Raw genomic sequence first — 24825 nt, forward strand, 5'->3', positions numbered from 1 at the left:
CTTTGATGCCAACTTATTTTGTTGCAAGGGGCGGGCAATTTTGAGTAGCCGTCCTCCTCCTGAAGGTCCCATCTCCCCATTGGGATGGTCTTGAAAGATTCCGCCGGGCACGACCCCGGTAAGGAAAAGGAGCACAACCAGATTTCGTGTTTCCGCGCGCCCCCTTGGTTATGGAACACTGTCGGGTGAGTTACGTACCTTAAATTCGGCGCCTCGAACGCTAGACGGGGCATATGTTGAGATTTTCATCATCGCCGCCGGCACTCAGTGCTTTCTTCCATTTTATTTTTTTTCTTCTTGATTCTTTTTCGTGCCACTGTTATTTTGAGGCTGCTTCCTTCCGATTTGCATTTCTGCCGATTCAATCGATGTTCATATCAAGCGTCTCGCGTCGGTGAGATCCACGAAACTGATCCCTAGACTCCCTTATTCTCATGAGATGAGAACAAGGAAACAGAGAGAATAGAAGACAGTTTATAAAAGTTCCTTCCGAAGAATGTCAATGACCAAGATATGGATGAAGTCACGGCCTTTGTCATTCACAACGGAGTCCTCCAAAAGAAGGCTGAGTTCCCAAGGGGATCCCTTTAGCAGAAGAATCCACGTCAGGGCAGTACGGTGACCCGCAGGTTCTTGCAATAGTACATTCTTCCGGAGCGGAAGTTCAGTGGCAAGGAACCTTCCGATGGAATATCTTCGGCGTTCGTTGTCGCAAGGAACGTTCCTCCTCAGGATAACGGTGACGATAGCATGAGCGAGATCTCACTCTTTCGTTCACGGGATGGAGCATTCACGCCATTCTCGAAATAATTCATTATCAATATCATTATCCACTCACCTCAAATGAAGGTCAAGCATGAAGAGAGCCTTTCTGATTTGCACACTTTTAATTTTCCTTGGCGCAGCTAACTTATTTTCTCAGACCGCGGCGGCGCCCGCGGGGGACGGCAGCTGCGGCAACCCATACCAAATCGATTCGCTCCCCAATCTTTATTGGGTCACGCAGAACATGGGCTCCTGGACAAGTTATTTCATCCAGACATCGGACATCGACGCGGCGGAGAGCAGCACTTGGGCCTGCGGCACGGGCTTCACTCCCATCGGCAATGGAACGAACACATTCCAAGGTTCGTACGACGGCCAGGGGCACACGATCGACAGCCTCTACATCCTCAACAATATATCATTTATCGGCCTCTTCGGTTTCGCCCAAGGTGGAACGATCAAGAATCTCGGTCTGGTGGATGTCAATATAGCTGGGTATGCGTATGTCGGCGGTCTAGTTGGTCTAAGCGCTGCTACGATCATGAATTGTTACAGCACGGGGACCGTCACTGGAACTGCAGCGTGGGATGGGGGGCTTGTCGCCCTCGACAACGGGACCGTTACCGGTTGTTATTCCGCCGCTCACGTGAGCGGCGGCGTATGGGTCGGTGGGCTCGTTGGAGGAACGTATCAGGGCATCGACAACAGCTATGCTTTGGGTTCGGTGAACGGAGTTGGGGCGGGGGGATTGGTGGGTAAAGTCTTACTAACCATCTCGATCACCAACTGCTACTCCGTCGCGGTTGTCACCGGCGGTTTCGATGACGGAGGCTTGGTTGGCGACACGTCGGGCTCGGGCGGCGTGACCGTAAGCAATTCATTCTGGAATGTGCAAACGAGCGGCCAATCTGTGAGTGCTGGGGGAGGGACGGGGGACAGCACGGACGCGATGAAGATGCAATCCACATACACGGATGCGGGCTGGGATTTTACGAATGTCTGGACGATCGATCCCGGCGTCAACCGCGGTTACCCATCGCTGCAGGGAGTCGCAGCATTGCCGGTGGAGCTCGTCTCGTTCACCGTTGCGGCGAATCAGAGAAATGCAGTACTTAGCTGGAAGACGGCGACGGAGGTTCAGAACTCTGGGTTTGAGGTTCAAAGATCCGAGAACAGGGGAGAGAGTGCGATCAACGGTCAAGAATTAGCAGCCAGCAATTGGACAAAGGCCGGGTTTGTTCGCGGGTCGGGAACGTCCAACTCACCTAAAAACTACTCCTTCACCGACAACGTCGGAGCGGCGGGAACATATTCTTACCGGCTGAAACAGATCGACAGGAACGGAGCATTTACTTATTCCAAGACTGTCACGATCAACCTGGGCGGTGCTCCGAATGTCTTCGCATTGGGGCAAAACTATCCGAATCCGTTCAATCCTTCGACGAACATTCAGTTCACCGTCCCGGCCGACGGGCGGGCGACGCTGAAGATCTTCAACGCGCTGGGGGAAGAAGTGGCGACCCTCTTCGATGGCGCCGCGACCGCAGGAGAAAACCACCAGGCGACGTTCGATGCCTCCCGTCTCGCAAGCGGCATATATTTTTCACGGCTGGAGTTTAATGGCAGGACGCAGGTGAAGAAGATGATGCTGGTGAAGTAATCAGTACCATAGTGATCATTAAAGCCCGGGATAATGCCGGGCTTTCTTATTGCACTCTTCCAAATCGCTTCACCATCAGCCACAAATTGCAATTGCAGAGATGAGAAGTTTTTTTTATATTGGTGTAGAAGTTCATGACCTTTTGCTCGTGAAGCTTCACAGATCTTCTTGGCATTTCATTTTTCCGTTTTCATCTATTCAAGGCGGGGTAGCTCAGTCCTGACAAAGAACGTCAGGACTTCGCTGCCACCGGTATCAAAATCTCAAGCGGCGGGGTAGCTCAGTCCCGACAAAAAACGTCAGGACTTCGCTGCCACCAGAATCAAAGTTTCAAGCGGCGGGGTAGCTCAGCTGGTTAGAGCGTCGGAATCATAATCCGTAGGTCGTGGGTTCGAATCCCTCCCCCGCTACTGGAAAGGCCGATTCTGAAAAGAGTCGGCCTCTTTTTTTTCATCACCTGCTTCAAACCCGCGCTCTCAAAGTTGTGCAGACAATTATCTCCCCGTTATCTGCAAATAGGCTGTTTGTTTGTTCCTATAACCTACCTTTGCTTCTATAACCTGCTCATTTGTTTGTTGCTGGAGTGCCTGTGCTTCCAGCAAATCAGAAAGATTACTCATACCATTGTTATAGCTGTCCTGGTTCACTTTTAGATTCTCGTCAGCCTGGGTGTTCGCCTCTTCGCTTAACAAAACTTGTTTTCGGGCATCGATGAAGTCCTGCCATGCTTTTTGCATCTGCAGGAGCAGCAATTCCGAATTATCCTTCATTGAGTTCTTGGCAATCCTTTCTTTGATATTCCGTTCCTGCAATGTGTACGATGCTTCCCACCAACCAGAGATTGGAATGGAAACCGTGCCAAAAACCATCCCCAACGATCTGTCTTTGTTCTCATCCATTTTCATATACAATTCGCCGATGCCGATCCCGGCCTGCGGAAGATACTCGCCGAGTTTCATATCGCTCTGTAATTCTTCCGCGTGCACAGAAGCTTGTAGCAACTGGTACTCCGATCTGTTTTTCAGCGCCTCAGTATTTTCCACGTAATACGATTCCGGAGATCCTTCGAGCGTTAAGGAATCTGTGAGCACTAACGATGAATCGTAGGGGATGCCGATATGCTGGCAAAACGCCATCATCGCAAGCCTCCGCCCGTTTTCTAGCTTTGATTTATTGAGAAGCACTTCGCTCCGTTTCACTTCTACTTTGAGCATGTCGTTCTTCGTAACAAGTCCGGATGCGTACGCATCTTCCACCTGTGCCAGCAAACTGTTCAGCAATTCTTCGTAGCGTTGTACGGTCCTTGTCTTTTCATTCAGCGAAACCAAAAGCCAGTATTGCTCTTCCGTCCTTAACAGTACTTCGTTCTGCGCAAGTCGATTCTTGTATTCGCTCACATCTTCGCCCAACGATGCGAGCCGATTGCCATTCCAAATTCTGCCGCCGGCAAAGATCGGCTGCACCGCTGACACCAAGCCAAACGTTCCAGACTTCAGTAATCCCATCGTTGAAGCCGGCATATATGCAAACTGTGCTGCAGTTAAGAGCCTTGCAGGATTTCCGTCATAGACGGGGAGGTTTCCTCCTTGAGTCGAAATCTCCATCAGGTTCTCTTTCGCTCCGAACATTGCACCGCTGGCATTGATCGATGGAAAAAATTTGGTGAATGCTGCCTTGCGTGTCTGCTGTGCGGCCTCTAATTCCAGCTCGCCATTCTTCACCTTGGCATTATTCTGCAGCGCGAGCTGTTTGCTTTCTTCCAACGTCAGTGCTCGCTGCGCAAAAACAGGGAACGCACAGATCCATATCAGGCAGATTGTAATATATTTTTTCACATTGCCTCGCTTTCTTCAAAATCTTTTATATGGAACAAATAGTACAACACGGGCAATACCAGCAGCGAGAGCACCAGTGCAAAGAGTAGCCCGAAACATACTACAGTACCAAGCGGTCCCCACAGCGAAGAACCACTTGCAATCATCGGAATAACGCCTACTGCGGCAGCGGCTGACGTAAGAAATATCGGACGCATTCTTCTTTTCCCCGCTGAGATTGCCGCTTCTTCCAACGTGTGGCCGTGTTCATGACGAAGTTCCTCTGCATACGAAACAAATATTACGCCATTTCGGACAACGATTCCAAATAGACCGATCAACCCGATGAAAGCTGTTGTTCCGAAAGGATATCCCGTTAGAAATATTCCTATCGCGGCGCCAAAAACGCTTAACGGAAGCGTCACCATGATCAAAAGCGTTGTTTTGATGTTCTTGAACTGAAACATGAGGATAAGGAAGATCAAGATGATACTTACTATAAGTGAATTGTACATCGGCGTAATATTCTCGTCGCTCATTTGATGATCACCACCGTATTCGATAGAAATGCCGGAAGGCATGTCCATGTTATCGACGAGAGGTTTGATTTTATTAAATATCGGCGCAGCGAGTAATCCTCTTTTTATTTCCGCAAGAACGGTTATGGTCCGTACTCCGTTACGCCGTACAATCCCTCCTTCTGTCCACCCCGGCTTTATCGTTGCCAACTGACGGACCGGAACAGAGGAGAACATAAATGGAGAGGTCACATATTGATTCATGATATCACTGGGCCTGGATTTGGTCTTTTTATCGATTTTCAATATCACGTCGACGGGATAATCTCCTTCCCATACTGTCGTGATCGGGAATCCTCTTGTGCCAACCATCAACGAATAAGCCAGAAGCGAATTCGAATAGCCAAGACGCGTTGCCTCATCTTTCTTTACAACCAGATCGGCGGATTGCAGAGGCTGTTCATAATCGGTGCGTACGAATTCGATATCCTTGAATTGGCGCACAATATCAAAAACACGATTTGCAGTCTGTTTGATGGTCTGTATGCTATCACCCGAAATACGGATCTCGATGGGAGCCTTGAATGTTTCGAACGCCAATTGCACCCATTTTATATTGGCAAGTGGATATTTACCTTCTAATTTCTTGCTGTATTCGTCAAGAATCTCAACGGTAGCCTTGTTCGATTCCGTTACCACAATTAATTGGCCATAATTTTTTGCAGGAAAGTGAGGCGCATAGAGAGCATTAAAACGAGGCGAGCTTGTTCCAACGAATGACGCTACATCCCGAACGCGCGAATCCTTTTGAAGTATCCTTTCAAGATCTGTCATGACCGAATCTGTTTTCCGCAAAGAACTTCCGGTGGGCAGAAATACTTCCACTGCAAATTGATTCCTTTCTATTTTGGGAAATGATTGCTGTGGAGTGATCGCAAGCAAAACGAGTCCGATGATGAACGAAAAACAACCCGCAAAGACGACCAGTTTCTTTCTTTTAAATGCTTCCTCTAGGGCACCGTTATAGAATAGTTGAAGTCTGTCGAGGAATGTGGGTTTCTCTTTTGTTGATGAATTATCTTTTACACCTGTTTTAATGAACGTGTAACTTAACAATGGTATGATAGAGACTGATATGAGCAATGATATGAGCAGTGCAGAGACAATGGTTATCGGAAGTGATTTAATAAAATCGCCGGCAGTACCGCTCATAAATATCGGCATCGGCAGAAAACACACGATGATGATAAGCGTAGCGGAAAGCACAGAACTGAAGAGTTGTGTCACGCTTTTTGTTCCTGCATCAAACGGGGCCATACCATGGTCCAGTTTCTCTATATAATTATCGACTATAACGATGGCATCATCCACGGTGATGCCAAGTACAATAATTAAGCCGGCAAGCGAAACGGTTTGCAGCTCCATACCACTCGCCCACATAATCCCGATCGCTGTTAGAATAGAAGCTGGAATGGACATTGCCGCAATACGGGCAATCCTTATCGGAAGCAGGAGAATGGTGACCAATAATACCGCTATCATCGCAATGGCAAATTCTTTGAGAAAATTTGCAATGGATTTCGAAACAACGTTGGGGATATCGGAAATAGTGATGATCTTTATATCAGGCGGAAGCAAGACAGAGATCTTATCGATGGCTTTTTGTACTTCATCACCAAAACGGACGACATTTTCCCCTGATTTCATTTCAAGCGAAACAAGCAGGCATTTCTTTCCGTTGACACGGATATAAGAATCCATATCTACATATTCACGAATTACTTTTGCAATATCCTTGATGCGTACAACATTGCCCTGTGGGTCGGAATAAACAATCTGACTGGCTACATCCTGTTCGGCTTTGAGGTTTGAGGAAATATGGATCGGATGTACATATTTTCCGTCATCAAGCTCTCCAACATAGTTCACCGCGCTTTGTGGTTTAAGAGCGGCAAGAACTTGGATGGGTTTTATGCCATAATTCGCAAGCTTGGCATCATCCATATATACACTGATCTGCTCTTTTTGCAGTCCATAGTGCTTCACCTTTGAAACCGACGGCACTTTGCGGACATCCTCTTCAAAGAGTGTGATATAATGTTCAAGTTCTTTATAGGTTTTCGTCTCCGACTGGACAGCAAGCAGCAGGGCAGACGTACTGCCGAAATCATTGTCCGCTGTCAAAGAAGTCACACCGGCGGGCAGTTCTGCTTTCAAATCGGTCAAACCAAGACGCAATTTTGCCCAAAATCTATCCTTATCCCTTTCAGCTTCTGATACCTGAACGTAGATGAGCATGACGTTCTCTTTGGAGACGGAATAGGTCTTTGAGCGATCAACCGACTTATACTGGAAAAGATAATTCTCCACTTTTGTTGTCAATTGTTCTTCCACCTGTTGAGAAGAAGCACCAGGGAACACGCCAACAATGAGACCCATTGGTACCGTAAATTCCGGATATTCATCGCGCGGCATCATGAAAAGGGCCGCCACTCCCACAAGAACGGCAACGACAGTAAATATATACAGCACTTGTTTGTACCGCAGAAGCATTTCGAGCAATGTATGTTTCTTTTCCATATTCATGTACTTTTCATTTTCCATTAATTCACAATTTCGACAAAGGCTTCATCAGTGAGTTTATGCTGACCTTCCACAACGACCGGATCGTTCATTTTCAATCCTTCAAGCACTTCAATACCGCTATTCAGCAACTGACCGGTTGCAATATATTCCCGCATTGCTCTATTCTCTGATGAAACGACGTATACAAAATTCTTTCCCGTTTCATCGATCATAACAGCTCTGCTTGGAACAGCCACGCCATGCGGCATGCTTGGACTCTCGATGGTGGCAGTGCAAATCATCCCGGGTTTTATTGCACGATCGCTATTCTCAATTGCGATTTTGATCTTATAGGTGTGCGCAATTGGTTCCGCGACAACGCCGACTTGTTCCACTACGCCGGTAAAGTGTGTGGATCCCAATGCACCGATTGTGATATTTGCTTTCTGCCCCTTTTGGATCAGAGAAATTTCATCTTCTGCAACGGCGACTCGGGCAAAGACTTTGTTGATCTTTACAATCGTGATCGATGTGAGATTCGGCATAGCGGTCATTCCCGGTTCGATCGATCGTCTGCCGATGTAGCCGTCACTTGTTGCATAGAGACTGCAGTCGTCCAAGGTCTTTTTGGCAATTGCTGCTCCAGCCTTTGCTTTTTGCACGCCGGTTTCTACTTCTACGTATTTCACATCCGGCAAATTGCCGTTCTTGTGCATCGGTGTTAAGCGGTTGTAGGCGTCCTCTGCCTGCAGCTGGCTCGCTTGCATCATAGCATAAGTATTTTGATACGTCGCATTGTCCAGTGTAGCAAGGAGTTGTCCCCTCTTTACCATCGCACCTTCGGAGACAAATACTTTTGACACCGTTCCCACCGATGAAAAGCTAAGCGGTATCGTCTCGGATTCTTCTATGGTGCCGCTGTATGCAAGCTCCTGGTTTACGTCGACGGGTTTTATTTTTTCTACTCGGACCTTGATGGCAAGATCATTCTGATTGCCTGCATTGCTGGAACAACTCCACAGCGAAAACACTACTCCAAGAAGTGAGAAAACAAGGAGGTTCATTTCATTTTTCATATCGTAGTCCTTTAGACTATTATCGTATTTTGGTCGAATAAATGATAAAAAAAAATCAAAGTCCGTTTGCAATAAACCGAGCAGCAATGTCAATCTGAGCGGTATCGTCATTTTCCAATAATAAGTAAAGTTCAAGTGCGTGCATCATTCCTGTGATTGTCTTTGCAGAAATCGCTACTTCACTTCTATTAATAAATGTGAACTCTTTGTTTTCCAAGCCGAACGTCAATATTTCCTTGATATATTTTTCTTCTCTTGCGTCAAACATCTCTCTCAGCTTACCGATGAAATTCTTATTCTGTCTGATTTCTTCCCGGATGATTGTGTACGCGCTGATCCTGTTTTTCATTTCTTTGATTGATTCAACGATATAGGTAATCAACTTTTCTTTTGCTGTTTCAGCCCCTTGCGATAATTCTTTCGCCTTTTGAAGGATTTTTTCGAATTCAACAATAACTACGGCATCAAATATTTCTTCTTTGCTCTCGTAATAGTAATAAAGTGTACTCTTTCCCTTACCTGCTTCGCGGGCAATATCTTCCATTGTAGTTTTATTGTTTCCCCATTTTTGGAACACACGTTCAGCAGCTTGTAGAATTTCTGCTCTTACAATATCGTCTTTATTCATTTTTGGCCTATTAGACTGATTTCGTTTTATGGTCTAATAGTAGCAAAGGTCTCATGGAAAGTCAAGTACTTATTGATTATGAACGAAAATTAAGAAAGGAGCTCCGATGAATGCATTGGTATCCCGTTGGTACCCCGATCAGATCCAATACGTCCAATCGATATTTTGTGCAACAGATGGGTTGAAGAATCCTATAATCCTTTTTTCAAAAAAAACTAACGCCGACAAAATACTATTTGACGCTACAGGTTAGCTATTCGGAAATGCGAACTGTGAAAATTGTAGCAGCAACTCAGACATGCAACTCTCACGAGCGCAAGCCTTTGTCGCCGTTACGATTCTGTTACTGTTACGATTGTTCGTTTGTTTTTGCATACTGTCTTCTGAAATCTGCAAACGGAGCGGTGAAGATTCGTAGAAATTGTTTGCTGAGTTCATCCTGAGAGCCTCCCCCGCTACTTCACTATTACACTGCTGCCCGGGTCTATCCTGGGCAGTTTCTTTTTTAGCTTCTTGCTCGATTTCCTTGATATCGGGTGAACAGTCGGGACTTATTACACCCAGCATTGCACTTTTTTCGTTGCGACTCACTTTCACATCCTTACGAAGTGCATAGAGACACTCCGTTTTCGTCTCGGCGGCAAAACCTTATTCTCCGTCCCAATATCCTGCAAAAAATGTTTGACCTCATCGCGAATTCCCTTTGATGTCTCCAACCAACAGCTGCAGCTGTATAGAAAAATACGCCTATCCTCGCTCAAATCGTAGTTGGTCGCGTGCGATCAGAAAGAAGAAGTTAAAACGGATATGCGATGGGTGGATTTTAAAGATGAGTAAGCCCCGTTGAAATCGCCCAGCTGTATATTTGTCGGGTTATCACATTTGCAGATTTTCTCTGCGAGTTCTTTTGTTTCTTCACCAATTTCAGGTATATTTTCCATATTGTTTGCTGAAAGTGTTCAAGTTCTTCGAGCATCTATGCCTGAAAAAGCGAAAAAATTACCTGCTCATGCGCAAACCCATTGGATTGAAGAATACTCCGACGCCCTCTTCAAATTTGCTTGTGTTCGCGTCAGCGACAGGGAAACGGCAAAGGATCTCGTTCAGGAAACATTTCTTTCGGCGTTGCAGAACCTTGGATCTTTCAGAGGCGAAAGTTCTCAGAAAACATGGCTCATATCAATTCTTAAGAATAAGATCATCGATCACTACAGGAAAAGCGCCAAAGGCCAATCCGTTCCGCTCGTTGACGAGGATGGAACATCTGAACTTGACAAATATTTCGATGAAGAAGGAGAATGGAAGTCGTCAGCCGGACCGGTGAGCTGGAATGCAAGCGGATACCAGATTCTCCGCTCGAAAGAGTTTCTCGAGATCCTCCAGAAGTGCCTATCAAAGCTCTCGGATCATGGACGGTTGGTGTTTGTTTCAAAGTATCTTGATGAAATGAAATCTGAGGAGATCTGTAAGCAATTGGAGCTCACTGCGTCTAACTATTGGGTCATCATGCACCGGTCCAAACTTCAGATCAGACAATGCATCGAAAAGAATTGGATCAACTCGTAAGGATAGATGATTGTATGGAAATTATTCCCTGCACAAAGGCAACATTCCTGATGTCGAAGAGAGAGGAAAACGCTCTCACCTTTGCCGAAACCATTCATTTATACCTCCATCTTTTCGTCTGTGAGTTCTGCAGGAGATTTCTAAAACAGACAAAGCTCATCACAAAAGCCACAAAACGCCTAACTTCAAATGAGTTCTTGACCTCAGAAGAAAAGCAAAAGATGAAGGATTCCCTCAATTTAGCCTGACAATATCTCCTCCGCCTTTGTAAGGATTTTCCCCCCGCAACGTCAAATCTGTTGTAAGCAAAAATTCTTCGAATTTGTTAATGGAGTGATGCATTATGATTCTCCTCCTCGCTTTTGCATTTTTGGCGGGATTAGTGACCATCCTTGCTCCTTGTATTTGGCCGATTCTTCCGATTGTTCTCTCCTCATCTGTCGCTGGAAAAGGGCACCAGAGACCGCTTGGAATCACGCTCGGCATCATGGCGAGTTTCGGTTTTTTTACCTTAGCGATCTCCTATCTCGTCAATATTTTCCATTTTGATCCAAATGGACTTCGTCTGGCGGCCGTGATCATCATTGCTTTTCTTGGTCTTACAATGATCATCCCCTCACTTTCGAGTCTGATCGAAGTGTATATCAGCAGGCTCAGCGGTGTATTCGGACATCATAACAATCAAGGAAACGGTTTTGGAGTCGGATTTATCACGGGGCTGTCACTCGGAATGGTCTGGTCGCCGTGCGCCGGTCCCATTTTAGCCGCTATTGCAACCCTTGCGGCGACCGGCAAAGTCACCCTCGATGTCGTTATGATCACATTCGCTTATGTGCTCGGGACAGGAATCCCTCTTTTTCTCTTTGCGTATGGCGGGCAGCACATCATCCGGCGGACACGATCCCTCTCAGAACATTTGGGAAGAATCCAGCAGGCCTTCGGCGTGATGATGCTCCTGACGGCGCTCGCCATTCAGACGAATTACGACAAAGTGGTTGAAACAAAACTGCTCGAACTCTTCCCTGTGTTTGGCACAACGTTGAACGCATTTGAAAGCAATCATGCGATCGCAGCACAACTCGATCTTCTTAAAGGAAAAGACGCTTCAGAAATCGTCGATGTAAGCCAAAAGGAATCCTTGCTGAATGCAGACAAAGTCGCGCCGGATTTTGCAGGAATAGAAAAATGGCTTAACACGGATTCTGCTCTCACCATACAAAGTCTGCGCGGAAGGGTCGTGCTGGTCGATTTCTGGACGTATACATGCATCAACTGCATCCGTACCCTCCCACATATAACCTCGTGGTATGAGAAATACAAGGATAAGGGATTTGTTGTTGTCGGTGTTCACACTCCGGAATTCCAATTCGAACACAATGCCGATAATGTTTTGAATGCGGCAAATATGTATGGCATCCACTATCCGATCGCGCAAGACAATGATTACAAAACGTGGAACAACTACCAGAATGAATATTGGCCGGCAGAATATCTTATCGATGCAAAGGGGCGGATCCGGAGAACTCATTTCGGTGAGGGAGAATATGACGAGATGGAAATGGCGATTCGCGAACTCTTGCAGGAGAATGGAAAGGCGCTTTCTGGGGCAATAACGAACCTGCCGGACGAATTGCCGGATGGTGAGCAATCTCCTGAAACATATTTAGGGGCAGCGAGAATGGAATATTTTTTCCCGACAAGAACATTAACTCCGGGTCAGAAAACATTTATCTTCCCGAAAAACATCAAGATCAACTCCTTCAGCCTTTCAGGTGAATGGAACATCCGCAGCGAAAATGCTGTTGCAGGAAAAAATGCGGAATTGCAATACTATTTTATTGCTGACCATGTTTATCTCGTTCTTCATCCCGGAAGAACGACATCGCCTCAAAGGATCAAGGTTCTTCTGGATGGAAAGAGCATTGATGAATCCGAAGCGGGAAGTGATGTGCAAAATGGAATGGTGACTCTCAATTCAGAGCGGCTCTACAGTTTAGTGAATTTGCATGAGAAGCCGGGTGCTCATAAGCTGCTGTTACAGTTTGAAACACCAGGGATTGAGGCGTACGCATTCACCTTTGGATAAGAAAGCGAAGATTTGCAACCACACTGACCATCGTCAATTCACGCAGAAAAAACCGCAAACAAGGAGAACGAAATGAAGAACACGATGCTTTTGGCCTTTTGTTTAATCCTGTGCTCCATGGCCTCGGCCTACGGCCAGGATAAAATGGGGACCATGAAGAATATGGAAATGGACACGACCAAGAAGATGGGGAATATGATGTCCAAAAAGAGAAGCATGATGAAAGACTGTGTCATGATGAAAGACGGGAAAATGATGATGATGAAGGGGGGTAAATCGATGGTCATGGATAAGGAGATGACCATGCCCAACGGATCAAAGGTCACGCCGAGCGGTGAGGTAGTCACGAAGGGGGGGATGAAAATGATGATGAAAGAGGGAGATATGATGGACATGAACGGGAACATGAAGGTGGAAAAGAAAACGAAGATGATGAAGAGCGTGATGAAGTCCGACACGACGAAGTAGCACAACCGTTCCTGCGGGCGTGCAGCCGGTCATGAGTACCGGATGCTTCATTGATGGTGCTCTTTCATCTTCAAGCAGTCATTCGATAAATACGAGAGGGTAGCGATGAATCTAATATCAGCAGTATGTTTATTTGGTTTTGCTCTGCTCAACGGCTGTGCTAAGGAAATTGCAGAGGGAAACACGACACGATTGATTCCCGCATCCGACAGCGGGCTGGATACGGCCACTTTTGCCGGAGGATGTTACTGGTGTATGGACGACGTCTATGAGAAGCTGGACGGAGTTAAGGAAGTAATCTCGGGCTTTTCCGGAGGTCATGTTAAAGACCCGTCTTATGAACTCGTTTCCACCGGGACCACAGGCGCCCGCGAGGCAGTTCAGGTGATCTATGACCCTGCAATCATAAGTTATTCGGAGCTGGTCGACGTGTACTGGAGACAATTCGATCCGACAGATGACGGCGGGTCTTTTTATGACAGAGGAAGTCAATATCGGTCCGCCATATTTTTTCATGACAATACTCAAAAGGCGATTGCAGATCGTTCAAAAATAAATCTTGAGGAAGCCAAAATATTTGACAGGCCAATCGCTACGGAGATCGTTCCTTATGCTGCCTTCTATTCAGCCGGAGAAGATCAGCAGCAATTCTGTCAAAGAAACCCCGTTCGATACTATAGTTACCACGACGCATCGGGAAGAGACGAATACATCAAAGGAATCTGGGGAGACATGAAAATGGAACATTACAAGAAACCAACAACCGCCGAATTGAGGAAAAAATTAACCAACCTCCAGTATGACGTAACGCAAAACGATGGAACGGAGAGACCGTTTGCGAACGAGTATTGGGATAACCATCGCGACGGTATTTATGTGGATATCGTTTCGGGCGAGCCATTGTTCAGCTCGCGCGACAAATTCGAATCGGGCACCGGTTGGCCGAGTTTCACAAAGCCAATCGATGCAAGGTTTATCGTCAAGAAAGTTGATTCATCGCTGGGAATGGAGCGTATTGAAGTTCGAAGCAAAGCGGGCGATTCTCATCTGGGCCACCTGTTTGATGATGGCCCCGCGCCAACCCATTTGCGCTACTGCATGAATTCGGCTTCGCTCCGGTTCATTCCGAAAGAAGATATCGTGAAAGAGGGATACGGGTACCTTGAGTGGATATTCAAGACCTAAGGGGAGGCCTGACAAACCTTTCCATCGTCACTCTCGCGTTCAAGGACGATCCGATAAACTCTGGCAAGCAATTCTTCGAAGATTGGAGTACTTTGTAGAAATATTGATAGAGGAAATGCTATGGTTAGCGGTATTATTTTAATGGTCGGCCTTGCGACGCTTACGATCACGGGGGCTGATGCTGTGGCACAGGGACAAAATGACTCATCCGGCAGAGTAGCAGACCGGGCGGATGATATTCATCCTCTTCTCGTAGGGATGAAGGTCCCCGATGTTGTTCTGACTGACGTCCAGGGGAAAGAGGTAAAAATATATTCTCTCCTCGAAAAAAAGCCGACCGTTCTCATATTTTATCGCGGAGGATGGTGTCCGTATTGCAATCTTCAATTGGAACAGCTGCACACGATAGAAAGCGATGTTCTTAAAGAGGGCTACCAGATCGTAGCAGTCAGCGCGGACCGTCCGGAAAACGTTGAGAAAAGCATAGTGAAACACGACCTTCATTATACGCTCCTCTCGGACAGCACAATGAATGCAGCGAAAGCTTTCGGGCTTGCGTTCAGAGTGGATAAGGAAGCATTGGAGAGATCCACGAAATACGCGGCAACACTGGAGTCCGGCTCTGGCTTAAACCACCATATTCTTCCCGTGCCTGCGGTCTTTATCGTTCAGAAAGATGGTAGCATCATTTTTGAGTATGTGAACCCTAACTTTAAGGTCAGATTGAACGCGCAGGTGCTGCTCGCCATACTGAAGGCAGAAAACGAACAGACAGGGAAGAACTAAACGGAACCCCATCGCCGCAGACCCGCCATCCGGGCATTTGTTTCTTGACTCTCCATTCGATTACTGTTACATTCTTCCAATTATTTTACGACCGAGTTCAGGGGGACCGGTTTAAGCCTCCTGATTCGTTAGATGATGGAGGCTTTGTGTTTTAATGAAATTGCGCGTCGCCGCTCTTCGAGTCTCTGACTCGAAGAGTCGTAGACCGCTTAGCCGCGGTACGTTAGAACGCAAAACAATCGTGCGCTATTACACGAGATAGTTACCAGCAGCTTCTGATTTAAAATCATTACGAATAGAATCCGGCGTCCGTTTTACGTTTCATCAATCATCAGGTCTGACAGGATTAACGATGATTATGAAAAATCAATACTTAGCATTCACTGTATTTACTACAGTTTTTGCACTGTTCAGTTCCTGTGCTTCCAAGCCTAAACTACCGGATAAAGTACAAAATATTGCGGAATTTGAGGAGTACATGAACAAACTAGTAGAATCAGGTACTCCTCCCGGTATGTCTTTCGTAGTGGTAAAGAACGACAGTATCATATACGGCAAAGGGTTCGGCTGGGCCGACGAACCGCGGGTAATCCATGCCACGCCGAATACTGTGTATCATTGGTGGTCATGTACAAAAATTGCCACTGCAATTGCCATCCTCCAACTTCAGGAAAGGGGAAAGCTCTCTTTAAATGATCCGGTCCTCCGGTATCTTCCTTTCTTCGAAGTCAAGTATCCTTCCGATACCAGCAGGCAGGTAACTATCCTGAATCTCCTCAACCATACTTCAGGATTACCGGATCCGTCCGCGTTTACGTTCGTCAGCTGGGTTCACCACGACGAAGATCCTCCGGTTAATCAAGGTGATTTCATAAAGAAAGTGCTTCCGGATTATTCTAAACTGAAGTTTGAGCCGGGAGACCATTCTGAATATTCCAACATCGGCTACATGGTGTTGGGTGCCATTATTGAAAAAGTAACCGGCATGGCGTACGAAGATTACATCCGTCAAAATATTCTTCAACCGTTGGGAATGAATCACACAGATTTTCTTTACATGGAAGAAACAAAATCGGAAGAAGCAGCAGGCAGCCATCCGACTATTAATCTGATGACGCCGTTACTCTATGTCATGGCTCCATCATATATTCGGGAAACCCATTGGAGCCATCTCTGGATGAAACGTGTTTATACAGACCAAACCCCGCCTACCGGTCTTATTGGGTCGGCGACAGACGCAGGCAGATTGGTCGCTGCATATCTGAATGGCGGAGAACTCGATGGCCGACGTATTCTTTCGCAGGAGTCAATGGCAACAATGACGTATCGATGGCAAGTAAGTTCAAAGAATGATGATTCGCTGAATTACCGCAGGCAGGGAATCGGTTGGCAAATCTATGGACAATCCGGGAGACGGGTCCTCACGCATGACGGTGGCGGTCCAGGCTTTAGTACGAAAATTCAATTGTATCCGGATGAACATCTTGGGTTTGTTCTATTCACAAATGACGTTACATCCGATACTTGGCAAATAGTGAAGCTCGCGGGTACCGTCAAATGGTAAGATGAACATGTGAAGACTCAGCTGATCCGCCGGTTGGCTCTCCTGACAGCACATCAACAATTTCTACCGTTTTCGTCCTTAACCTTTTCAGAAGAAAATTGTTAAGGGAAAGAAGTTCTCCGCAGTGCGTCGTAGTAGAGTCGCAAATTGAATGTTCTCTGACGTAAAGACTACCAATGCACCGAGCGCCGGGAGATTCTCTGCAGTTGATCCTACATGCGCGATGTCGATCGGCTGCGAATGATGGTGCTTGCACAAGACTGGCACATCCGAGGTGGGAAAAGATTGGACGGCGGGAGAATATTACGATCCTGGTAAATCAATCTCGTAGTCCGATCAATAGAAACTGAAGTCGATATTTGAATCGAGGTCTTCAGTTTTAGCAGGCTTCCGCCTAATCACCCATCCAGCTGTACTATATTCTTCCTGCTTTCAGGATTATGTCAAAGGACTGATCACTTGACAGGAGAGCGACAAATTGTGTTTTCGTAAAATACCCGTCAGCCGGTACCATCCCAACGCCATCCTGGATGTATTCAATTGAGAGACCGGAGAGGATATAAACAAGAGTTGACGCATCAATCGATTTGATAAAACGGAGCGTCACGAGTCCGTTCATGCCGGTCATCCCGATGTCCAAAAGAACCAGATTTGGCTTAAACCGTTTTACCTTTTGAAGACATTCTTTGCCGGATCGTGCAGTTTCAACAAGGAAGTTATCGTCCTTTGAATTCAGGGCTGAAGAAAGAAGTTTGAGAAAGGTCTTGTCATCATCAACAATTAATATTTTGTACTGCTCGCGAACGTTTGTCATAATGTCCTTAGTTTGTCGTTGATCTTACTATTATCGCTTCGCGACGGTAAGGCAATATAGTTTATTCCAGGACATCTAGAAGGTATTCAAGGATGTAGAGAATTTGCGTGGTGTGAATCACATACGCTCATCACCATTGTAATCGTATTCTTTATCATTAACAAGGATTACTTTGATTCTTGAATTCTCCTTTTCAGGGAGGGCAGTTATAACGCAAAAGTCCCAGACTTGCGTCCGGACCTTCCACGAGGACAATCAGGATACGGGCCGTGTAAGCTTCACACTCCCCGATTTTCCCGCGTCACGATGAGCTGCCGCTTCTCTCCTTCATTATTCCACACAACCACATCTATTCCTCTGGCCATGCCGTGCTTAAGCATGACATAGTATTTTTTCTCCAATGCCGCAAGGAATGTGCCCACGTTCCCTTGTCGAATGTCGCACTCCTGGGCGATCTTGGCCTGGCTGGGTGCGCACTCATCTTCTTTGAAATGGTATTCAATCAATCTCATAGTGTCGTCCTGCTGCTCCTTCAATGCTGGTCGTTTCATAGTTACTCCTGTTACAATATTGTAGTAACTCTAGCTGAAACTTCCATCGACTTCGAACGCGTGGAATTTCGGACAATCGATAGAGGCCTAATGCATAAAGGGAGCAGTTGCAGTAGGCACCGCATCTGTATTACAAGGTCTGAACCATGGCTTAAGGCCGAGAAACATGTGCAGATTCGAGTCCCCCTTGAGTCCTGTCCGCGCAGCGGAGAGGGCGAAACCCGCCGCTTTCTGGCGGGCCCCGCTACACGTCTGAAATGAATCGCTTTGGTGTGAAACCGAAGAGATTTTTCGTTTTTGGTCACTCTGAGATTTTCAAACACGCTTCGGGTTATGGATTTAAAATAGACATGTTCCGCAAAAGAAGATCTAATGTGGTATATTTACCTCACACAACTAGGGAAGGCGTTGCCGGAGAACAGATATCCGGCTACTGCATTCCTCGTGAATCGTAAGGAGCTCTTATGTCACTTGCACGAGTGCTTTCGACAGTGTTTTTCCTTTTTGTGACGGTAGCGTCTTCTCCGTTGTCCCGAGCTCAAGGTAAGAATCCGCATGGCAACGTTTGGTCTCAGGAGCGCGCTTGGGCATGGCAGGCGAAGAACGGATGGATGTGTGGAGCGGATTTTGTTCCATCGACGGCGATCAACCAGCTTGAAATGTGGCAAGAAGAAACCTACGATACCACGACGATCAACAGAGAACTCGGCTGGGCGGAAAAGATCGGAATGGGGGCGATGCGTGTCTTTCTACACCATCTTGCATGGGAAAGCGACCGTGAGGGCTTCAAGGGACGGATAGAGAAATTCCTGGAGATCGCTTCACGTCACCATATCAAGATCATGTTCGTATTCTTCGATGATTGCTGGAACCCCGACCCGCATACCGGCCGACAGCCGAGGCCGGTCACGGGAAGACATAATTCAGGATGGGTACAGGACCCCGGCCCGCTGTTGGCGAAGGACCCCGGTCTGTGGCCCGTGCTCGAGGAGTATGTGAAGGATGTTATGAGCACCTTTGGGGCCGATGACCGCGTCCTGATCTGGGATCTCTATAACGAGCCAAACAAACCGGACGATGCATCTCTACCACTCCTCCGTAAGGTCTTTCAATGGGCAAGGGAGACCAACGCCCGGCAGCCGGTAACATCGGGGATCCACGATTGGGCATTGGTCGATTACAACAAGGTCCAGCTTGGCCAATCCGACATCATTTCGTACCACAGTTACGGCGATTCAGCCGAGCACAGATCGAGGATCGACAGTCTGAAAAAATTCAACCGCCCGATGATCTGCAGCGAGTACATGGCACGAAAATTCAACAGCACCTTTCAAACGATCCTCCCCATGCTGAAGAGGGAGAAGATCATCGCCATCAACTGGGGACTCGTCACGGGAAAGACGAACACGATGTACGCCTGGGGGGATACAACGCACAGCGACGGGTCCGAACCCGCACTCTGGTTTCACGACGTCTTCCGCAGAGATGGGAGGCCCTACAAGCAGGAAGAAGTCGATGTCATCAGAGAGATGACGCTCGATAAAAATCCGTGAAGGGATCGCCAGAATTTTTCTTTCCGGTCATGCGTCCGCCCGGCAGAGCCGACCGTCGTCACGAGGCCTGCAGTTGGGCGAATGTGATGGTCACTCAGCGGCGACAATCTTCTCCGAGTGTCCGCGTTTTTTCGTCCGCAGGAACAGAATAGGAATGATCGCCGTCATTGTGACCAACGCTGCAATGTAAAAATCGTCGTCAACCGCGCGAATAAACGACTGGGTTTCAATGTGAGAAGCGATCAGCGCAGAAGCCCGCATGCTCGCGAGTGAATGGCTTGTCGGCAGGGCCGTCATGCTGAAGCGCGTCAAATTGCCCGTGACGACACGGTAAATATCGGACTGCGGACAAACAACCTGACCGTATGTCGCCATGTGATAGATCGTCCGCCGGAGCAGGAGCGTGCTCATGAATGCGATGCCAAAACTTCCGCCTAGTTGCCGGATGATATTGAACATGCCCGAGGCTTGTCCGATCTTATGTTTTGGAATATTCGAAAGGGCCGCCGTCGACAGAGGGGTGAACATGAATCCCATTCCTAAACCGCGGATGTAAAGGGGAAGCATAATTTGCTGATGTTCGGAATAAAGAGACAGCCCACAGTTGAGAAACAAGCTGATTGTCAGCAAAACGATCCCGACGGCTGATGGAATGCGCGGATCGACTCTGTCAGACAGGATCCCGGAAATGGGGGCCGTAATTGCCTGAAGAATTCCGACAGGGAGAAACAATGCCCCCGCTTGAAATGCGGTGTACCCCAAGGATTGCTGCAAGTACAACGGAAGCAGAAATGTACTTCCGAACATCCCGACGCCGAAGATGAAAAGGATGCCGTTGGCAAAGCTAAAATTAATATCCTTGAATAAAGTCAGGTCGACAAGAGGATGTGCAACGACCAATTCCGTGACAAAGAAAACCATGAGCGAAAAAACTGCAACGACAAAACATGAAACGATAAAGGGAGAAGTCCATCCGCCGGTATTCCACGCCGCATTGCCGTCGGTCAGAGCCAGAAGAAGGGCGCAAAGGAATGTGGACATTGACGTGAACCCGAGAACATCGAACGATCGTGTCTGCTCTGTCTTATACTCCCGCTGAACGACAAACGTGGCGAATAAACCGACACACCCGACCGGCAGGTTGATATTGAAGATGGCGTTCCAGTTAATGTTGTCGACCAGGTATCCGCCAATCAAAGGGCCTAATGAAACGGACGCGGCCGCGGCAATGGCCCAGAATCCCAGCGCCACGCCCCGCTGTTGAGGGGGAAATTCGCGCGTCACAATGGCCATCCCGGTCGGCATAATCAATCCTGCGCCGATTCCCTGAATAACCCTGAACGCGATAAGAACATTTTCATTCCACGCGAGGCCGCACAAAAAGGATCCAACGGTGAAGAGTGCGAGAGCGGAAAAATATGTCCTCTTGTATCCAAAGTGATCGGCGATCCATCCGGACGTGGGCAGCATGACCGCCATGACCAGCATGTATGCAGTGACGACCCACTCTACTTTGTCGACGGTAATTCCAAACGATGCCATGATTTTAGGCAACGATACATTGACGATCGTAGAATCGAGAACCGCCATGAACGTACCGATCATAACATTCGCTAAGACCCACCATCGGTATGAGTCATGTTCGTGATGTAATGACGGAACCCTTTTGACAAAGTCGTGCCTTATCCGATGAGTGTGACGGAAGACCATAGGTTCATTCCCGTTTTAAGATTCTAGAGTGTCATCGTTAAGAAGATTTCGAAGGCCCGTGAAGCAGACTGAGGTAATTGAGGCGGACGAAAGGAGTCGTTCGAAGTGAAGGGCTCACCATCCAACGCAGAATGGCACAGGTGCTGCCTCAACGTCTGCGGGGCTCAAAGACTTCTTAGATGAAAATGCGGGGGCCAGCCTTTGCGGCAGGAGAGTGAATTTCCGCCCGCCCGATGACGAGGGATGATGGGGGGAAGCCAAGGCTGTATCAAATTTTGCGCGATGCCTCGATACATCCTTTTGCGATGAACCAGAGCGCGTCTGTGAGAATGTGGCCGCGTGCGGCCGGAACAGAAATATGTAAGAAAATGAGATTGAGATTCCGGAGTGTCTTTCCGTCTTCCTGGAGTTCAGAATCGCGCTGAGGCAAGGCTATAGTTCCTTCGCTATCCATTGCAGAAACTGGCGCATCGGAGATTTCCCCCCTTGATCCAACGTCGTACAAATATCGGCTGAATCGGGAAAAATGTCAACTAGCGAATAGCGGTTCGGTGTTTGCCTCGATGACGGTCGAGTCCGTGAGGCATTCCGTCAACACGCTTCCCTCGCAGGGTTCTTCCGTTAAGGTATTGATTATCCTTCCATTCTTCGTTATCATCTTGATAGTCGCCCGCCGGGTTCGATAATGAAGGCGGAGGATCTTTCGTGTGAAAGCCTTCGGATTCGCTTGAGCGATGAGGAAGGTTTTTTTGTTTGTTCATTGATGTTCTTAAAAGGAAGGAATACGGCAATGAAAGGGAACGAAAAATTAATCGGCATTCTCAACGATTTGCTGGCAGACGAGTTGACCGCTATCAGCCAGTATATGCTTCATTCGGAAATGTGTGACAACTGGGGGTTCGAAAAACTTCACAAAGAGATCGAGCACCAGGCGAAAGAAGAAATGCAGCACGCCGAATGGCTCATCGGTCGTCTCTTGTTCCTGGAGGGGATGCCCACGCTGTCGAAGCTTCATCAGATCCGCGTCGGTAAGAATGTCCCGGAGATCATCGGCAACGATGAAGAGGCGGAACTGGGAGCGATTCGCGCGTACAATGCAGCGATCAATGCCGCCGGTGAGGCAGGCGATGGATCGACGGCCGATCTTCTCACAACCATCCTCAAGATGGAAGAAGCGCACTATGACTGGGGCCGAAAACAGAGAGGGCAGATCGAGCAGCTCGGCCTGCCAAACTACTTAACGAATCAAGCGTAAGCAGATGCCGCTTGTGCATCCCCCTTCCGGCAATTATGTCCCATTACCCTGAGTTCCCACCGAAGGGCTGAAGTAGGATCCACGACAATGCATTTCCGTTACGGCAGAATCTGCCTTCTAAAAGACCGGCGGGTTTCAGGGCAGTATGATCGTGGATTCTCAGGAACGAACGCCCTGGCCAACCAGCGGATACCTCGCTTGACACACGACACGGTGAAGCGACCGTGCTGTTCCACACATTTGAATTTCTTTCGAAAGGTCCAAAACTATCATGCATGGTAAAATTCCTTTCCTTGTTGTCATTTTATTCTTCGCCAGCTTCGTCTCGGTCGCCGGCAATGCTTCGCCCCTTACCTTCACCGCAGTTTCGAGCAGCGTGTTCATAGCGACATTGGACCACTCTTTCCATCTGAATTATGGCTGCAAGTATCCGATCACATTTCAGATGACAATTCCGGCCGGCGCTGAAAAGTTGCAGGCGAGGCGAAAATATTCGGGCGGCGATGACTGGACAACTCTCGCAGAAAAAACCTCGCGGGATACATTTAATGCCGTCGAAGCGGTCCGCTTCGATTACGGCAATACTATTGCTTACGTCTCGGCCGCTTTTTCGGAGCTGAGCGATTCCTTGCTTATTCAAATCGCCGATTCGCTCTCGAACCCGGTGGTTTTCCATTTTGATGGGATCAGCAAGTACTACGACAACAGAAACGCGGTGGTCACCGTGAGCGCAGACGATTGGTCCGATTGGGTTGTAGAGGATGGGCGATTTCCTACACTCATAGACATTTTCCGCTCGTACAATCTCTACGTCACTGTCGGCGTCATTACTTCGGGCGATTATACCACGCGCAACACGTGGGGGATTCTGCAGCAGCAATTGGATTCCGGATTTGTCGAAGCTGCGTCTCACAGCAGGACTCATCCAGCGACGCCGTATTCCGACCCTGTGGGTGAGGTCGTCGGCTCCTCCCAGGACATTAAAAATGCTCTTCAATTGCCTCCGCTTTTTGCTCTGAAGACGACCCCGTACGTTTACACATGGATTGCTCCGTACGGTGATTATGACTCAACGGTCGATTCGTTGAGCGGGGTCGCCGGATATCTTGCAGAGAGACTGTATGCCAATTTGGATACGACGAATCCGCGCGAATATGTGTACGGAGATTCTGCCCTGAGCGCGTGGGATCCAAATCGTAGTCACTTTAAGCCGTTCTTTCCAACGGTAGAACTCGGCGCCCCTTCTTGGGGAGGAGGAGATACCAGCCTGCCGTCGCTCAACGGGCTGTTCGATTCTGTCGTTGCCAAGGGGGACATCTATCACTGCATGTGGCATCCGCAGGTGCTCTACAGCGACCGGGACCTGTCATACCTTCGCTCGCATCTTAGCTATATCAGCAACCGGAACAACATCTGGTATGTCAATCTCGGGCATCTTTATCTTTACAGCCTGATGCAGGAATCGACGAGCCCTGTTATAACCGCCGTCGCGAAGCCTCAGATGATCCCCCAAACGCTGCAATTGTCCCAAAATTATCCGAACCCATTCAATCCATCAACGGTCATTGAGTTTACGGTTCCGAACGGCGGCCATGCGTCGTTAAAGATCTTCAATGCACTTGGACAGGAGGTCGCAACGCTTTTTGACGGGTTCGCACCTGCGGGAATTCGTCATCAAATCACGTTCGACGCATCGCGCTTTGCAAGCGGGATGTATTTTTCCCGGCTGGAGTTTGGCGGGCAAATGCAATTTAAAAAGATGGTTCTGTTGAAATAGCATTGGATCTGATGTACACCGGATTTAGCTGCTCAAATTCGGCATTCGCAGGTCAGAGAAGAATGTCTGACCTGCGCAAGCCGATGTGCGGACGTCCTTCGGGGCCGCTCACGCTTGACGATGATAAAAGCTTCCATTACATTGGCAATCGAACCTGAGCGTGCTTTCTCGCCAGAGAGAGAATCTTTGAAGTAACAATTTCTAGAAGCTATCTTAAAAATAGTCCCCATGCACAATGTGCATGCAAATGTCATCCTGAGCGAGTCCGCTTTTCAGGACGAGTCGAAGGATCCATGGCACTGTGCCAGCGAGGAAGTTCAAAGCGGCATTGACATGGATTCTCCCGAAGGGGTGCTTTCAGGACCCACTCCGTCCCGGTATGGCGGGACTCCATTCAGAATGACAATGTTCAGGCTGGGATCCTTAAGAATGACGTTATGAGGAATTGTTGGGAGAGCTGCTAGAATCTTTTAGAACAAGGTGC

18 protein-coding genes and 1 tRNA gene are annotated in these 24825 nt (G+C 47.8%); 12 read left to right on the forward strand and 7 right to left on the reverse strand.

Going from position 1 to position 24825, the window contains the following annotated elements; all coding sequences use genetic code 11:
- Positions 1 to 856 precede the first annotated feature (856 nt).
- Positions 857 to 2425, forward strand: coding sequence for a T9SS type A sorting domain-containing protein (locus VMF88_13450; protein HTY12061.1), 1569 nt, complete (start codon positions 857 to 859; stop codon positions 2423 to 2425).
- A gap of 336 nt (positions 2426 to 2761) precedes the next feature.
- Positions 2762 to 2835, forward strand: a tRNA-Met gene (locus VMF88_13455).
- Between the two features lie 84 nt (positions 2836 to 2919).
- On the opposite strand, the gene VMF88_13460 is transcribed toward VMF88_13455, so the two are convergent.
- The 4 genes from VMF88_13460 to VMF88_13475 all read right to left on the reverse strand — a co-directional run bounded on the left by VMF88_13460 (position 2920) and on the right by VMF88_13475 (position 9026).
- The gene (locus VMF88_13460) at positions 2920 to 4188 is read right to left on the reverse strand and encodes a TolC family protein (protein ID HTY12062.1); all 1269 of its coding nucleotides are present in this window, start codon (positions 4186 to 4188) and stop codon (positions 2920 to 2922) included.
- 68 nt (positions 4189 to 4256) lie between these two features.
- The gene (locus VMF88_13465) at positions 4257 to 7361 is read right to left on the reverse strand and encodes an efflux RND transporter permease subunit (GenBank protein ID HTY12063.1); all 3105 of its coding nucleotides are present in this window, start codon (positions 7359 to 7361) and stop codon (positions 4257 to 4259) included.
- Positions 7361 to 8398, reverse strand: coding sequence for an efflux RND transporter periplasmic adaptor subunit (locus VMF88_13470; GenBank protein ID HTY12064.1), 1038 nt, complete (start codon positions 8396 to 8398; stop codon positions 7361 to 7363). Before VMF88_13470 ends, VMF88_13465 begins: the two co-directional genes overlap by 1 nt.
- Before the next feature lie 55 nt (positions 8399 to 8453).
- Positions 8454 to 9026, reverse strand: coding sequence for a TetR/AcrR family transcriptional regulator (locus VMF88_13475; protein HTY12065.1), 573 nt, complete (start codon positions 9024 to 9026; stop codon positions 8454 to 8456).
- A 978-nt stretch (positions 9027 to 10004) separates the two neighbouring features.
- Here VMF88_13475 and VMF88_13480 point away from each other — a divergent pair.
- The 6 genes from VMF88_13480 (at position 10005) to VMF88_13505 (ending at position 16681) form a co-directional block, all read left to right on the forward strand.
- On the forward strand, positions 10005 to 10592 hold the full coding sequence (locus VMF88_13480; GenBank protein ID HTY12066.1) for a sigma-70 family RNA polymerase sigma factor: 588 nt from the start codon (positions 10005 to 10007) through the stop codon (positions 10590 to 10592).
- 343 nt (positions 10593 to 10935) lie between these two features.
- Entirely contained in the window at positions 10936 to 12678 is a 1743-nt protein-coding gene (locus VMF88_13485) for a cytochrome c biogenesis protein DipZ (protein ID HTY12067.1), read from the forward strand.
- A 72-nt stretch (positions 12679 to 12750) separates the two neighbouring features.
- The gene (locus tag VMF88_13490) at positions 12751 to 13146 is read left to right on the forward strand and encodes a DUF6799 domain-containing protein (protein ID HTY12068.1); all 396 of its coding nucleotides are present in this window, start codon (positions 12751 to 12753) and stop codon (positions 13144 to 13146) included.
- 105 nt (positions 13147 to 13251) lie between these two features.
- A complete protein-coding gene (gene msrB / locus VMF88_13495; protein ID HTY12069.1) occupies positions 13252 to 14331 on the forward strand; it encodes a peptide-methionine (R)-S-oxide reductase MsrB in 1080 nt (359 codons plus the stop codon).
- Positions 14332 to 14451: 120 nt separating this feature from the next.
- On the forward strand, positions 14452 to 15117 hold the full coding sequence (locus VMF88_13500) for a peroxiredoxin-like family protein (protein ID HTY12070.1): 666 nt from the start codon (positions 14452 to 14454) through the stop codon (positions 15115 to 15117).
- Positions 15118 to 15475: 358 nt separating this feature from the next.
- The gene (locus VMF88_13505) at positions 15476 to 16681 is read left to right on the forward strand and encodes a serine hydrolase domain-containing protein (GenBank protein ID HTY12071.1); all 1206 of its coding nucleotides are present in this window, start codon (positions 15476 to 15478) and stop codon (positions 16679 to 16681) included.
- A gap of 415 nt (positions 16682 to 17096) precedes the next feature.
- Here the strand turns inward: VMF88_13505 and VMF88_13510 are convergent, their stop codons facing one another.
- The gene (locus VMF88_13510; GenBank protein HTY12072.1) at positions 17097 to 17495 is read right to left on the reverse strand and encodes a response regulator; all 399 of its coding nucleotides are present in this window, start codon (positions 17493 to 17495) and stop codon (positions 17097 to 17099) included.
- A 278-nt stretch (positions 17496 to 17773) separates the two neighbouring features.
- A complete protein-coding gene (locus tag VMF88_13515; GenBank protein HTY12073.1) occupies positions 17774 to 18046 on the reverse strand; it encodes a hypothetical protein in 273 nt (90 codons plus the stop codon).
- 464 nt (positions 18047 to 18510) lie between these two features.
- Here VMF88_13515 and VMF88_13520 point away from each other — a divergent pair, with 464 nt between their 5' ends.
- The gene (locus VMF88_13520; protein ID HTY12074.1) at positions 18511 to 19599 is read left to right on the forward strand and encodes a glycoside hydrolase family 2 TIM barrel-domain containing protein; all 1089 of its coding nucleotides are present in this window, start codon (positions 18511 to 18513) and stop codon (positions 19597 to 19599) included.
- 90 nt (positions 19600 to 19689) lie between these two features.
- Here VMF88_13520 and VMF88_13525 read toward each other — a convergent pair whose 3' ends face one another.
- Positions 19690 to 21204, reverse strand: coding sequence for a DHA2 family efflux MFS transporter permease subunit (locus tag VMF88_13525; GenBank protein HTY12075.1), 1515 nt, complete (start codon positions 21202 to 21204; stop codon positions 19690 to 19692).
- An 895-nt stretch (positions 21205 to 22099) separates the two neighbouring features.
- Here VMF88_13525 and bfr point away from each other — a divergent pair.
- The 3 genes from bfr (at position 22100) to VMF88_13540 (ending at position 24782) form a co-directional block, all read left to right on the forward strand.
- On the forward strand, positions 22100 to 22564 hold the full coding sequence (bfr, locus tag VMF88_13530) for a bacterioferritin (protein ID HTY12076.1): 465 nt from the start codon (positions 22100 to 22102) through the stop codon (positions 22562 to 22564).
- Between the two features lie 271 nt (positions 22565 to 22835).
- On the forward strand, positions 22836 to 24341 hold the full coding sequence (locus tag VMF88_13535; GenBank protein ID HTY12077.1) for a T9SS type A sorting domain-containing protein: 1506 nt from the start codon (positions 22836 to 22838) through the stop codon (positions 24339 to 24341).
- 228 nt (positions 24342 to 24569) lie between these two features.
- Positions 24570 to 24782: a hypothetical protein gene (locus tag VMF88_13540; protein ID HTY12078.1), complete on the forward strand. Its 213-nt coding sequence runs from the start codon at positions 24570 to 24572 to the stop codon at positions 24780 to 24782.
- The last annotated feature ends 43 nt before the right edge of the window (positions 24783 to 24825 follow it).

Source organism: Bacteroidota bacterium (genome assembly GCA_035506275.1).
GTDB lineage: Bacteria > Bacteroidota > Ignavibacteria > UBA10030 > UBA8401 > JAGVPT01.